This is a genomic window from Arthrobacter sp. H35-D1, from assembly GCF_030063185.1.
In the GTDB taxonomy this organism is placed as follows: domain Bacteria; phylum Actinomycetota; class Actinomycetes; order Actinomycetales; family Micrococcaceae; genus Specibacter.
Genome location: NZ_JASISP010000003.1, coordinates 21,956 through 33,676, shown reverse-complemented (window position 1 = coordinate 33,676; position 11,721 = coordinate 21,956). Strand labels below are relative to the sequence as shown.

General features: G+C 61.8%; 9 protein-coding genes. 4 read left to right on the top strand and 5 right to left on the bottom strand.

Annotation, left to right across the window (positions count from 1 at the left end):
- Nucleotides 1-231 precede the first annotated feature (231 nt).
- A complete protein-coding gene (locus tag QMG25_RS05345; RefSeq protein ID WP_283457997.1) occupies nucleotides 232-1,458 on the bottom strand; it encodes an ABC transporter permease in 1,227 nt (408 codons plus the stop codon).
- Nucleotides 1,455-2,543 carry an ABC transporter ATP-binding protein gene (locus QMG25_RS05340; RefSeq protein ID WP_502866359.1) on the bottom strand — a complete coding sequence of 363 codons (1,089 nt, stop codon included), beginning with the start codon at nucleotides 2,541-2,543 and terminating at the stop codon, nucleotides 1,455-1,457. The genes QMG25_RS05345 and QMG25_RS05340 overlap by 4 nt, the downstream gene beginning before the upstream one ends.
- A gap of 327 nt (nucleotides 2,544-2,870) precedes the next feature.
- On the opposite strand from QMG25_RS05340, the gene QMG25_RS05335 reads away from it, so the two are divergent.
- Nucleotides 2,871-4,157, top strand: a complete 1,287-nt coding sequence (locus tag QMG25_RS05335; RefSeq protein WP_283457993.1) for an aspartate kinase — start codon at nucleotides 2,871-2,873, stop codon at nucleotides 4,155-4,157.
- A 171-nt stretch (nucleotides 4,158-4,328) separates the two neighbouring features.
- Here the strand turns inward: QMG25_RS05335 and QMG25_RS05330 are convergent, their stop codons facing one another.
- Both QMG25_RS05330 and QMG25_RS05325 read right to left on the bottom strand, forming a co-directional pair.
- Nucleotides 4,329-4,556: a hypothetical protein gene (locus QMG25_RS05330; protein ID WP_349307111.1), complete on the bottom strand. Its 228-nt coding sequence runs from the start codon at nucleotides 4,554-4,556 to the stop codon at nucleotides 4,329-4,331.
- 94 nt (nucleotides 4,557-4,650) lie between these two features.
- Nucleotides 4,651-4,875: a hypothetical protein gene (locus QMG25_RS05325; RefSeq protein ID WP_283457991.1), complete on the bottom strand. Its 225-nt coding sequence runs from the start codon at nucleotides 4,873-4,875 to the stop codon at nucleotides 4,651-4,653.
- 116 nt (nucleotides 4,876-4,991) lie between these two features.
- Here QMG25_RS05325 and QMG25_RS05320 point away from each other — a divergent pair, with 116 nt between their 5' ends.
- Nucleotides 4,992-5,516, top strand: coding sequence for a MarR family winged helix-turn-helix transcriptional regulator (locus tag QMG25_RS05320; protein ID WP_283457989.1), 525 nt, complete (start codon nucleotides 4,992-4,994; stop codon nucleotides 5,514-5,516).
- A 4-nt stretch (nucleotides 5,517-5,520) separates the two neighbouring features.
- The gene (locus QMG25_RS05315) at nucleotides 5,521-6,438 is read left to right on the top strand and encodes a 3-methyladenine DNA glycosylase (RefSeq protein WP_283457987.1); all 918 of its coding nucleotides are present in this window, start codon (nucleotides 5,521-5,523) and stop codon (nucleotides 6,436-6,438) included.
- A gap of 122 nt (nucleotides 6,439-6,560) precedes the next feature.
- On the opposite strand, the gene QMG25_RS05310 is transcribed toward QMG25_RS05315, so the two are convergent.
- Nucleotides 6,561-11,042: a discoidin domain-containing protein gene (locus tag QMG25_RS05310; protein ID WP_283457984.1), complete on the bottom strand. Its 4,482-nt coding sequence runs from the start codon at nucleotides 11,040-11,042 to the stop codon at nucleotides 6,561-6,563.
- Between the two features lie 427 nt (nucleotides 11,043-11,469).
- On the opposite strand from QMG25_RS05310, the gene purS reads away from it, so the two are divergent.
- Entirely contained in the window at nucleotides 11,470-11,721 is a 252-nt protein-coding gene (gene purS / locus QMG25_RS05305; RefSeq protein ID WP_283457981.1) for a phosphoribosylformylglycinamidine synthase subunit PurS, read from the top strand.

Here is an 11,721-nt window from a genome sequence, read left to right as displayed (position 1 = left end):
CCCCCCGACGCCCGGTGGGCGCCCGCACCCCCCCCTCTCACCACGGCCCACCCCCGCCGCCCCCCCCCCACCCTCCCCGAGCCCGGGACAACGCGCGGCCCCCGGGGGGCGGCGCCCGGCTCCTCCCGCCCCCCCGCCCCCGGCCAGAGACTCGAACACGCTGGTGGCCTCAGTGGCACCACCCCGAGCCCGGCGACCCACAACTGCTGCACTCTCGGCGTTAAGAACGGCTTACGCGACGCGCGTTCCCTTGGGCAGTTTTCCTGCCGGTGTGCGCAGCGCCCGCCACGCCAAGGCGAGGATTCCGGCCGACACCAGCAGTTGCAGTCCCAGCCCCAGTGGCCAGAGCGGCGTTTGAGGTGCAAGGTACGACGCCGTCACCTTGCCGTTGGCGCATTGGTACGTTGCGTCGGGGCCGGCTTGTGCGTAACGCGCTCCCTGGCTGACCGTTTCAAACAGTGCCACACTGTAGAACTGATTGCCCCGATCGCTTGGGTCAGGGTATGGGATGGCGTCAGCCACCACCACAAATGGGTTCATGCTCAACATCCAGGCCACGCGTTCGGTTCGTATCACCCGGTTTTCCACCAGCGGTCCGTAGCAGGCATATTCGTCGTTCTCATCCGTGATGTCCTTGGGATTCGGACGGTCGGGATAGCCCTCTTGGTACGTGCCGCTCATGCCTTCACCCTCAGGGCTTTGGTGGGAGATGTCCTTGTAATAGGACTGATTTGCCATCACGGTTCCATTGCTGAGCATGGAGCCCAGGCCAAAGGCAATGAGGGTGCCAAACGTCAGTGCGGCAACAGCCAAATATGTCACCACAATGGAAAAGAGCGGGCGGTTGGCCAGCGCGGAAATTCCCACGCCCAGTGCGCACACAACACCCAGTTCAATAGCGAGCATGAGCAGGGCAATCAAAATGTAGCCAACTCCCAAGCCTCCCTGCGCGATGCCGAAGATCAGGAACGGCACGCTCACCACCAGGAACGCCAGCGCGGCAACCCACGAAGCAAGGAACTTCCCCCACAGGATCTGGCCCGGGCGCAGCAGCGTCACCTGCATGATGGCCAGGGTGCCGCCGGCCCTGTCACCGCTGATGGCATTGGCGGAAAAAGCCGGCCCCACCAGCAACCCGAAGAGCAGCACAAATGCCAAAACCACTTCAAAGATCAGTGAGCCCGGACCGTGCGCCAGCATTGCAGGGTCCACGTAGTCAAAATCTGTCCGGTTGGTCTGCGCTTTCCAGCTGATCCAGGTTAAGGCTGCCACCAGCCAAATGAGCCCAAACCAAATCCCCAACATGATGTACCAGCCGCGAGACCGCAGGCGCTGGCGAAGTTCCATGCCCACTACGGCAAACACGCCGCCGAGATAGGCGGACAGCCCAGCCTGCCGTACAGGGCTCTCGGAGGGAGTCCCTGGCAGCGGGGGCGTGCCCTTGTTGACAAGTGTCATGGCTGTTCCACCAACATGTTCATGTAGCTCTCTTCGAGTGCCCCGCTTGCGGGGGCAAACGCACACACCCCGGCACCGGCTTCCACCAGGTCCCGCAACAACCGGGCTGCGTGCTGCTGCGTACCCAGGGTGACAGTCACCGAATCCCGGCGTCCGCCGCCAGCCTCAAACTCAACACCCAATCCAACGAGGGCAGCGTTCAAGACGACGGGGTCCAGGGCTGCAATGGCATACTTGCGCCCCTGCCCGTCGGCTTCAGCCACGGTTTGGGCAAGCACCGTCCGTCCCTGGTTGACAAACACGGCACCGTCGGCGATTTCGTCCAATTCGGCCAGCACATGGGAGGAAACCACAATGGCCTTGCCCTCCCCGGCCAGACGACGCAGGATGCTGCGCAACGCCACGCGAGAGCCCGGGTCAAGCCCTGATGCAGGTTCATCAAGGAGCAGTACTTGCGGATCGTGGATCAGCGCCCGGGCCAGGCTGAGCCGCTGTTGTTGGCCGCGCGAGAGCACCCGTGCTTTCTGCTCGGCAAGCGGAAGAAGGTTGACAAGGGCCAGCAATTCCTCCACCCGACCGGGGATCTGGGCCTTGGGAAGGCGGTAAAACCGGCCCATGCTCGTCAGGATTTCGCGGGCTGTCAGCGACTCCCACACGCCCAAGGTGTCAGGCATCCATCCGATCTTTGCCCTGGCCGCGGCCGGATCCTTGACCGGGTCGACGCCCATGATGCTGATGGTGCCTGCATCGGGGGCCAACAGCGAGGCCAGCATCAACAGCAACGTGGTCTTTCCGGCGCCGTTCGGCCCGATCAACGCCGTCACCTGCCCGGCAGGTGCGCGAAGATCCATATTGACGACGGCGTGGACGTCACCAAAGCTGCGGGACAGTCCAACAGCTTCCAGCCCTGTGAATGGTGTGCCCGTGTCAGGCGCCCCCACTTCGGGAGTGGCGGCAGGTGCTGGCTGTACAGCAGCCACGGCGGCCGGCTCCGATGCCACCGGCTCCGGCACATCCTGCTCCGGCACATCCTGCTCCGGCGGATCCTGCTCTGGTGGATCCTGCGACGGTGGCTTGTGTTCCATCATGACGTTCCCTCCCCAACTGCCCGCGGGCGCGGACGTGTGACAAGCCTATGGCGGGCAGGGCACCCAGGGCATCATCCCGCCGTCGGACTTTAACCGCGGCCGGATAGTCGCCCCAGCAGGCCGTAACGACCACATGATGACCTCCCCGTATCACTATGTGGATATGTCGATTCCGTGTTCTCCCGGGCCCGCGCTAAACTTGGCTCAACTGCCTACCGCGTTGATGATGCCGCACTGGCCCAGCGCCGTGGCGCGGCTCAGACGTGGGGGCAGCAAATTTCTTTCTCCTAGTGTTGCGTTAGGTAAGTCAATGAGCGTGCATCCATGAGCCTTATTGTTCAAAAGTACGGCGGCTCCTCCGTGTGCGACGCCGCGGGCATTCTTCGTGTTGCCCGCCGGGTCGTCACGACCCAGCAGGCCGGCCATGAAGTAGTCGTGGTGGTTTCAGCCATGGGCGACACCACCGACGAACTGCTGGACTTGGCCCGCGAAGTTTCCCAGCACCCCCCGGCACGCGAATTGGACATGCTCATGACGGCCGGCGAGCGCATTTCCATGGCGCTGTTGGCGATGGCCATCAGCTCGCAGGGCGGGGTGGCCCAGTCGTTCACGGGCAGCCAGGCCGGCATGATCACCGACGGCATCCACGGCAAGGCGCGCATCATCGATGTTGACCCGCACCGCGTCCGCACCGCCTTGGACAAGGGAAAGGTCGCCATTGTGGCCGGCTTCCAGGGCATGAGCCGCACCACCCATGAAATCACCACCATGGGGCGCGGCGGATCCGACACCACGGCAGTTGCCCTTGCAGCGGCGCTCAATGCCGATGTGTGCGAAATCTACACCGACGTGGACGGCGTCTACACGGCCGATCCCCGCGTTGTCTCCAGCGCCCAGAAGATCAGCAAGATCTCCAGCGAGGAAATGCTGGAAATGGCCGCATCAGGGGCCAAGATCCTGCACCTTCGCTGCGTGGAATACGCGCGACGTTTTGGACTGCCCATCCACGTGCGGTCCTCATTCACTGACAATGAGGGAACCTGGGTCCTGCCCAGCCCCGACGACAAAATCAAGATCTCAGAGGGAGTTGCCTTGGAGCAGCCAATCATCTCCGGCGTGGCCCACGACCGGTCCGAAGGCAAAGTCACAGTTGTTGGCGTGCCGGACATTCCCGGCAAGGCTGCGATGATTTTCGGCATCATTGCCGGGGCGCACACCAACATCGACATGATCGTGCAGAACATTTCAACCCGCGGCTCCGGGAAGACGGACATCTCCTTCACCCTGCCGATGATTGAGGGCGAGGACGCACTCGCCGCACTGCGCGCCCAACAGTCCGAAGTTGGCTTCGAGGACTTGATCTACGACGACCAGATCGGCAAGCTCTCCCTCATCGGCGCGGGCATGCGCTCCAACCCGGGAGTCTCCTACAACTTCTTCAAGGCCCTGTCCGACGCCGGCGTGAACATCGATTTGATCTCCACCTCCGAGATCCGCATCTCCGTCGTCACGCGCGCAGACCTGCTGGACACGGCAGTGCGTGCCGTCCACCGGGTCTTTGGTCTCGACACCGACGACGAAGCCACCGTGTACGGCGGCACCGGCCGCTAATCCCCACGCCCTCCCAACCCTGAGCCGCTGGCGCGTCTCGAGGCTGGGCCCCTCGGGCGCGTGGGCCCAGCCACGCCCTCCCCAAAGGGTGCGTCCGGAAGAAATTCCAGACGCGCCCTTTTCAATCATCGAGAACCCATTCAGGAACACCTGCATTCCTGTTCGTAGTCCTTAACGTTCTTCGGCCGGTTCTTCTTTGCGTTCTGCGTAATGGTGGCCGTCTGAATCCGTGTGTTCTTCGTAGTGCTTCAACTGCTCTTCGCTGCTGTCTTCGAAGTCATCGTGTCGATGCACCACTGGTTCATCCATGTCGCCTTGATCCGCCGGACCAAAAATCTTTTGGAACTTGTCGGTAGCATGCATGACTTTCTGCACGAATTTTTCATCTTTCGTCATCATCAACACCCCCTCTCCGCGTGAGAAGTGCCACTGGTAAGTCTTCAGCTTACGCCTGTACGACGCCAAAGGCACCGGGTTGGAGGACCGAAAGAGACTAGCGCAGGGACTTGTCGCGGGGGTTCTTGGGCACCAGGTACGTGCTGCCATCGTCCCGCGTCACGGTAATCCATTGCCCGGATGCTGCTTGCTGGGAAACAAGCAATGCTTTGTTCTCATCCGTCATCTCGTGGTCAAGCGGGCTGCTGACGGCAGGTCCAAAAATGAAGCGCAGACGCCCGGTGAAGCGCATCAATCTATGGACGAACGGCGTCTTGGGCATGGGTGGCGTTCCTTGCGGCAGGGGTCCAAAAGCTGTTTTTGGACCCGTTGGTAGTGGCAACTCCGTTCACCGCACACTGATAGTTAGTCCACTAACTAATATGAGGAAGGGTGGGAATGGACATTACTGACGACGATCTGCTACTGGAGCGCCAGCTGTGTTTTGGTCTTTCCGTCGCCTCCCGCAGCGTCATTGCCGCCTACAAGCCGGTACTCGCCAAGCTGCACCTGACCCACCCGCAGTACTTGGTGATGCTCGCGTTGTGGGAACTGGCTCCGCGCCGGGTCAAGGATCTGGGCCAGGTGTTGTTGCTTGAGCCTGCCACGCTCTCTCCCCTGCTCAAGCGTCTGGAAGTCCTTGGCTATGTCAGCCGCGAGAAAGACAGCCACGATGAACGCGCCCTCGCCGTTGACCTGACGGCAGCGGGTGCGGCATTGCGTGAGCAGGCGCGCGCCGTGCCCGGCACCATGATGGCCAAGCTGCGCCTTGACAGGGGTAGCGCCATGGAATTGCATCGGCGCATGATGGACCTGATCGAAGCAGCTGCCAACACCGAAGCTCCTTCCACGGCACTGAACGGCATAGCAACAAACGGCGGGGCAACAAACGACACAACACTGCAGGACATGGCGGATAATTGATCCCATGACTTTCGCCCTGCACTCCTTGACCGAGGGCGCGTGGCTGGAACGTGCTGCCGCCCACCACAACCGGGTGAACCGCTACGCCGAGCCGTACCTGGCCCGCCGCTCAACCAACCAAAAGCACCCGGTGGAGGATTTCCTCTTCACGTACTACACGCAAAAACCCGGGCAGCTGGCTCGTTGGCATCCGGGCCCCGGCGTGGTCCTCACCGGTGCCGCCGCTGCGGAGCGCTTGGGCTGGAAGTTCTACCGACCCGCAGAAGGCGGCGAGCGCAAGGAGGGCGGGGTACCGGAGGAGGGTCCCGCCGTCGTGCTTGATTTGGAAAAATTCGTCGCCCAGCGAAAGGACGCCATCGATTTTGCCCGGATCATTCTGGGGCGGACCGCCGCGCGTCCGGCCCAATTTGGCTGCTTTGGGCTGCACGAATGGGCCATGGTGTACAAGCAGGAAGCCAATGCCGTCCGGCACGAATACCTTGGATTGCGGCTCGGTTCGAGCGGTACGGACACGGTGGTGGAGGAGAACCGGATCCGCTGCTCACACTTTGATGCGTACCGTTTCTACACCCCGCAGGCGTCCGGTCTCAATGAGCTGGCCCCAACACGGGAGAACCAGCGCGAGATGGAACAGCCGGGCTGCTTGCACGCCAACATGGACCTGTACAAGTGGGCCTACAAGCTCTCGCCGGCGTTGCCCAGCGAACTGGTGATGGATTGTTTTGAGCTGTCGTGGCGAGTCAGGGCCATGGACATGCAGGCCTCGCCCTACGACCTGGCCGAGTGGGGCTACCCGCCCATTCGCATCGAAACGACCGCGGGCAAGGCCGACTACGTGGCACATCAACGCGCCTTTGCCGCTGAGGCAGAAGTCTTGCGCGAACGGCTGAAAGTGGCAGTAGGCGCCCTCACCGCCCCCTGACCCCGACGCTCCAGCAGATTCGGTGATCAAAAGCGAAACGCTCCTTCAGCAACTGAAGGAGCGTTCGCTTTTTTACCCCCGAAACTGCAGGAGCGTTTGATGGTGGAGCAGGCCTCAGCCGCCTAGTGGCGGGCGGCCCGCACGGAGGACCTGCGCATGAGAATCAAACCACCCAGCAAGACCAGCATGCCGCCAGCTAAACCGAACGGCAGCATGCTGGCGCCAGTGTTGGCCAGATCGTCCCCGGAGCCTGCTCCATCAATGCCTGCCGTGGGGCTTGTTGCAGGCTGGCTTGCTCCAGCAGTGGCGCTGGCGGAAGGCGTGGTGCCGGCCGCAACCACTGTCAGCGGAATGCTGACTTCAACGGCTTCGCCGTCCACGCCCGTTCCTGAGATGACCACTGTGTGCCCGCCAGCGGGAACATCGGCCGGCACTCTCGCCGTCAGGGAAACTGCCCCGTTGGCTGCAACAATGGCGCTGCCCAGCACCACCGGGTCCGAGTCAAGCGTGAAGGTGGCGGTGGTTCCCGGCTTGAAGTTCTCACCGGTGATGGTCACGGCCTCGCCGGCCGCCACTGTTCCAACATTCACGGCACCGGTGGCTTCATCGGGTGCAGAGGTTGCCGTCGGTTCGCTCGTCGGCTCCGTTGTCGGCTCCGTTGTCGGCTCCGTTGTCGGCTCCGTTGTCGGCTCCGGAGTCGGCTCCGGAGTCGGCTCCGGAGTCGGCTCCGGAGTCGGCTCCGGAGTCGGCTCCGGAGCCAGTGTCAGCTCCAGTGCCGTTCCAGTTGCATCCTTGGACACATCCTTTGCGCCGTTCTTGGCAGCCACTGAGACTGAAACGCCGGCAACCTGGCCAGCCACCAAGTCGCCCACTGTCACGGTGTGCTCAATGGTTCCGGCAGTGCTTGCTCCGGCAGCAAGGGTTGCCGCCGCGCCATCAACACCGGGCAGAGCAACATCCGTCAACGCAACGTTGCCATCGTTCTCAGCCGTGACGGGGAAGCTGACAATGTCCTCGACGCTGGCGTAGCCGTCGTCGTCCTTGTCCTCCAGGACGCCTGTTCCTATAGCCAGCGCCAAGGAGGGCTCGCGGACCAAAACGTCCACTTCGCCGCCGTCGATGGTGTAATCCACCGTGGTGGCACCGGTCCCTTCAGCAGCCCACTTCGTGACGGGCTGGAAGAAGCCATTGGCAACGTCCTCCGCCGTGACGACGCGCTTGGCCGTGGTGCAGGTGTAGCCGCCGCCGACGGGGATGTCCCGGTACCGGCAATTGGGCGTCCCTGAGATGTTGAACCCGGTGAAGTCTCCGGCGGTCGGGTAAACAGTGGAAACGATGTCTGCAGTGCTGTTCACAACGAAGTTGTACGGCAACTGTTGACCAACGCTGTACGGATTGGCAGCCAAGTCACGGGACGAATCAGCGCGTTCACCCGCGATGATGGCTCCAACAACGGGGCCGCCGGTAGTGGGCGCTGCCGTGACGACGAGCGTCACGGTGGCGTTGGTTGCTCCTGATACGGCCGTTACCGCGTAGTTTCCTGCAGCGGTGTCCACCGGAACTGTGACGGCCTGAGTGGCGTTGCCGGAGGCATCAGTGGTGACATTGCCAAGGGCGACGCCACCTTCCATGGCCAGTTCCACTTCGCTGCTTGCCGGAAAGCCGGAGAGTGCAAGCGATACGTCCTTGCCAGCCTCCACTGTCCCCGGTGTCGCAGCGATGCTTGCAGTTTCGTCGCTGGTCACCAGTCCACCGATGTTGGCCTCTGCCCCGCCGGCGAATTCGTTGCCGGCGATGGAGTTCAGGCCAACAAGTTTCACGTAGCGGCCTACTTTGTTGCCGCCAATGGTGATGCGCTGGCTCTCGTTGACAGCCGCAAATGTACCGCTTGCCACCTTTGTACCGAACTCCGTGGGGCTCTCGGAGACATGGATCTCGTAATCCTTTATCCTGCCGTTCGCACCATTCTGGCGCTGTGTGTATTCGAAACCAGTAACTTGGTATTCCTTGCCCAGATCGAAAACCACCGAGTGGGGGAAATCGTCCGGTGTGCCGGACCATTTGGTGTGCCAGAAGGACTCAACATCGCCGTCAAGAAGCGCTGCCGCCGGACCGCTGGGGGCGGTTTCCCCCGTGAGCTCCTCGGAGGAGACAGACTCGATGCTGATCTCGCCTTGTGGGATCAAGTTCTCCATCGGCGGCTCTTCACCGCACAGTTCATCAGCGCACGCCTTGACCACCGGAGCACTCGATGAAGCGGAAACGGCCTTTTTCCCGTTGTAGGCGATTGCCGACAGATCCTTGGCTGCTACCTTGTTGGCCGCCACGTCTGCTGCCGTCAATGTGTAAACGCGTGTCAGGGTCTTGCTGGCCGCAATGTCCAAGTCAAAGCCAGCCTGGCCAGGGACAGCAATGTTCGTCAGCTTGACGTTGCCCGTGTTGGCGACATGGCCCGTATAGGTGATGGTGTCGCCGACGGTGGCAAAGCCACTTTCGTCGACATCGATCAATGCCCCCGCGGTGTACTCCACCGATACTGCAGGCTTCCGCAGAAGCAAATCCACTTCCGCCCCGGTGACGGTGTAGTTCTGCGTGGTGGCTCCGGTGGCTGTTGCTTCCCACGTGGTCAGCGGAACAAAGAATCCATTCGCCAATTCCTCGGCCGTGACTTGGTGACGAGGGGTGGTGCAGCTGAAGTTCCCAGACACTGCAAGGTTGTTGAAGCGGCAGTTTCCGGCGTTGGTGGCGCCGCCACGGTCGGCAGGCACCAGAGGATCAAAGTTGCCTGTCAGCGGCACCGCGTTGACGGCGACGTTGCTGAGGCTGCTTACCACAAATGTGTAGGGAACTTTGCTGCCCACAACGTAGGGGTCTGCCCCGAGGTCGCGAGCAATGTCCGTTGCTGATCCCTTGATGTCGAGGCCAACGATGTTCTTCGTGGCGCCGCCGGTGATGGTCACCGGCACGGTGGCTGCAACTGTCTGGTCCCCCAGTGAGAGCGAAGCCGACAGGTTGATGTTTCCTGCCTTCGCGTATTCAGGGATGGTGAGCGGGACTTCCACTGTCACCGTGGCGTCTGGCGCAACGTCGGGAACCACCACCGAGTCAAAGTTCCAGCCTGCCTTGGCAGCAAACGACGCGGTGGCACCAGACAGCGTTTCCGTGCCATTGTTCGTCACAGTCAGCTGCGCTGAAACACTTGCCCCGTTGGCTCCTGAAACGGGGGCAGCAGAGAGCACAGCAGTCATGGAATTTTCGCAGTCGACACCCAGCCAGGCGGCGTCGAACTTGCCGAAGGTCATGGTGTTGCTGTCGCCTTCGTAGAAGACACCAAAGGTCCCGTCGCTCAGGGCCGTGGCGGTGGAGTAGCTCATGGCACCGGCCTTGAACTGCTTGCCGGCGCTCCAGCTGGTCCCGTCGTTGCAGGAATAGCGGATGGTGCCATTCTGGCGGCCACTGCTGGAGTTCGCGTTGGAGAACAACAGCATCTTTGCCTCAGCCGAGCCTTGGGCTGCGTTGGGGTACATGCGTGTGATGGAGGCGTTGTTGACTGGATCCGTCAACGTGGCGTCAATCGTGACGGGGCCGTACGACTGGCCGCCATCCTTGGAAATGGCAACCTTGCGTCCACCATTGCCGCCGCTGCTGGCACGCGAGTTGAGCATGACATCGCCGTTGGAGAGTTCCACGGTCTTGTTCTCATCCATGCCGGTGCCGGTGAACTCGCCGCGCTCCCAGGTTGCTCCGTGGTCATCGGAATACACGCTGTACGCCTGGTACGGAACAGAACCATCGGCCTGCTTGACCTTGCCGGTGAACTGCTGGATGAGGCGGCCCTTGTGTTCGCCGTATTGCAGTTGGATTCCTTCACCGGAAGCCGCGAAGACGCCGGAGACCCCACCAACATTGGTGGGGTCGCCAACGGGCTTGACCACATCGGTGATGAGGGGGCCGTCAAAGTCGGCAAATTTCGAACCAGCTGCATAGTCTGCAGGGGGCAGAACCGGCATGTTGGCCGGATCCGTTGACCAGCTCAGGCCCTTGTCCTTGGAGACGGAAACTTCCGTGCCGATGATGTTGCGGTCGGCGTCGTCATTGCCAAAGCCGCTTCCCTGGAAACCCACGTCCTTTGAATACACGTGGAAGTTGAAGACATCGCCGGTGACCTTGTCAACGACGTAGCTGGGGTCGCTGAACCCGAATTTCTTGTTGCCGTTCTTCGCCTCCTGGCCGCGGGCAATGTAGGTGGGCGCACCCCAGGTGTTGCCGCCGTCAATGCTGCGGCGCTGCACAATTGAATTGGCGGACGGCGCATCGGCACCGTCCGGGCGGCCGTCATACGAGGCCAACACCACGCCGCCGCCGAGGTCGGCGAGGGCAGGGATTCGATAGAAGCGGCCAAGGGCCGGGTCAATGGCGTTGTCGCCATTTTTGGCAAGAACTTGCTCCTCGTAGCTTCCGGCATCTGCGGCAACCGCCTGGCCTGCCGTCGCGAGGGAAAAGACCGGGCCCATCATGGCCGCAACAACTCCGGCAGCCAACACTCCCGCCGTGACCGCAATCCGCCCACCTTTGGGACGGCGAACCGTGTTCAGATAACTCATGCATTCCTTTCAAGTGGCCATGGCCGGCCAAATTACCTGCAAACGAACAAAACCGCCCCGACGGCCCCCTCCAACCAGGACATAGGACAACCTACCCCATCTTGAAGTGCTATGCATCACATGCATAAGGATTTTGTCCTTTCGGATCAACGACGCTGCGGAGAGTCGCTGAATACGGGGCTTGCGTGCTCGTTGCTGGCAGCCGTAACAATGCCGTTACTCCGGCAGGGGCGCAGTGGCAACGGCTTCTGCAGAGGATGCGATGTGCACCACTAAAATTTCTCCGTTTGCAATCACTGCGTAGAATGGGAAAGCAAGCTCGCGGAGCGCTTTCCTTATTGGATTTCTCAGGCTGACCCCCTGGCCGACAAGACGGCGTAAGACGGCACTTCCGTGGCCATCCCCTTTAACATCAGGAGTTCCTTCGATGCCCCGGATCGTTGTCGACGTCATGCTCAAGCCCGAAATTCTGGACCCGCAGGGAAAGGCCATTGTTGGCGCACTTCCCCGTCTGGGCTTCACCGCATTCCCCTCTGTCCGCCAGGGCAAGCGCTTTGAACTTTTCGTTGACGGCGAGGTGACCGAAGAAATTCTGGCCCAGGCCCGGCAGGCCGCGGAAACCATGCTTTCCAACCCCGTCATCGAAGACGTCGTCAACATTGAAGTTGTGGCGGACTAA

Bases quoted from the DNA above. Each gene is read 5' to 3' on its own strand.
- QMG25_RS05345 (WP_283457997.1), bottom strand. From the start codon at position 1,458: ATGACACTTGTCAACAAGGGCACGCCCCCGCTGCCAGGGACTCCCTCC.
- QMG25_RS05340 (WP_502866359.1), bottom strand. From the start codon at position 2,543: ATGGAACACAAGCCACCGTCGCAGGATCCACCAGAGCAGGATCCGCCG.
- QMG25_RS05335 (WP_283457993.1), top strand. From the start codon at position 2,871: ATGAGCCTTATTGTTCAAAAGTACGGCGGCTCCTCCGTGTGCGACGCC.
- QMG25_RS05330 (WP_349307111.1), bottom strand. From the start codon at position 4,556: ATGATGACGAAAGATGAAAAATTCGTGCAGAAAGTCATGCATGCTACC.
- QMG25_RS05325 (WP_283457991.1), bottom strand. From the start codon at position 4,875: ATGCCCAAGACGCCGTTCGTCCATAGATTGATGCGCTTCACCGGGCGT.
- QMG25_RS05320 (WP_283457989.1), top strand. From the start codon at position 4,992: ATGGACATTACTGACGACGATCTGCTACTGGAGCGCCAGCTGTGTTTT.
- QMG25_RS05315 (WP_283457987.1), top strand. From the start codon at position 5,521: ATGACTTTCGCCCTGCACTCCTTGACCGAGGGCGCGTGGCTGGAACGT.
- QMG25_RS05310 (WP_283457984.1), bottom strand. From the start codon at position 11,042: ATGAGTTATCTGAACACGGTTCGCCGTCCCAAAGGTGGGCGGATTGCG.
- purS (WP_283457981.1), top strand. From the start codon at position 11,470: ATGCCCCGGATCGTTGTCGACGTCATGCTCAAGCCCGAAATTCTGGAC.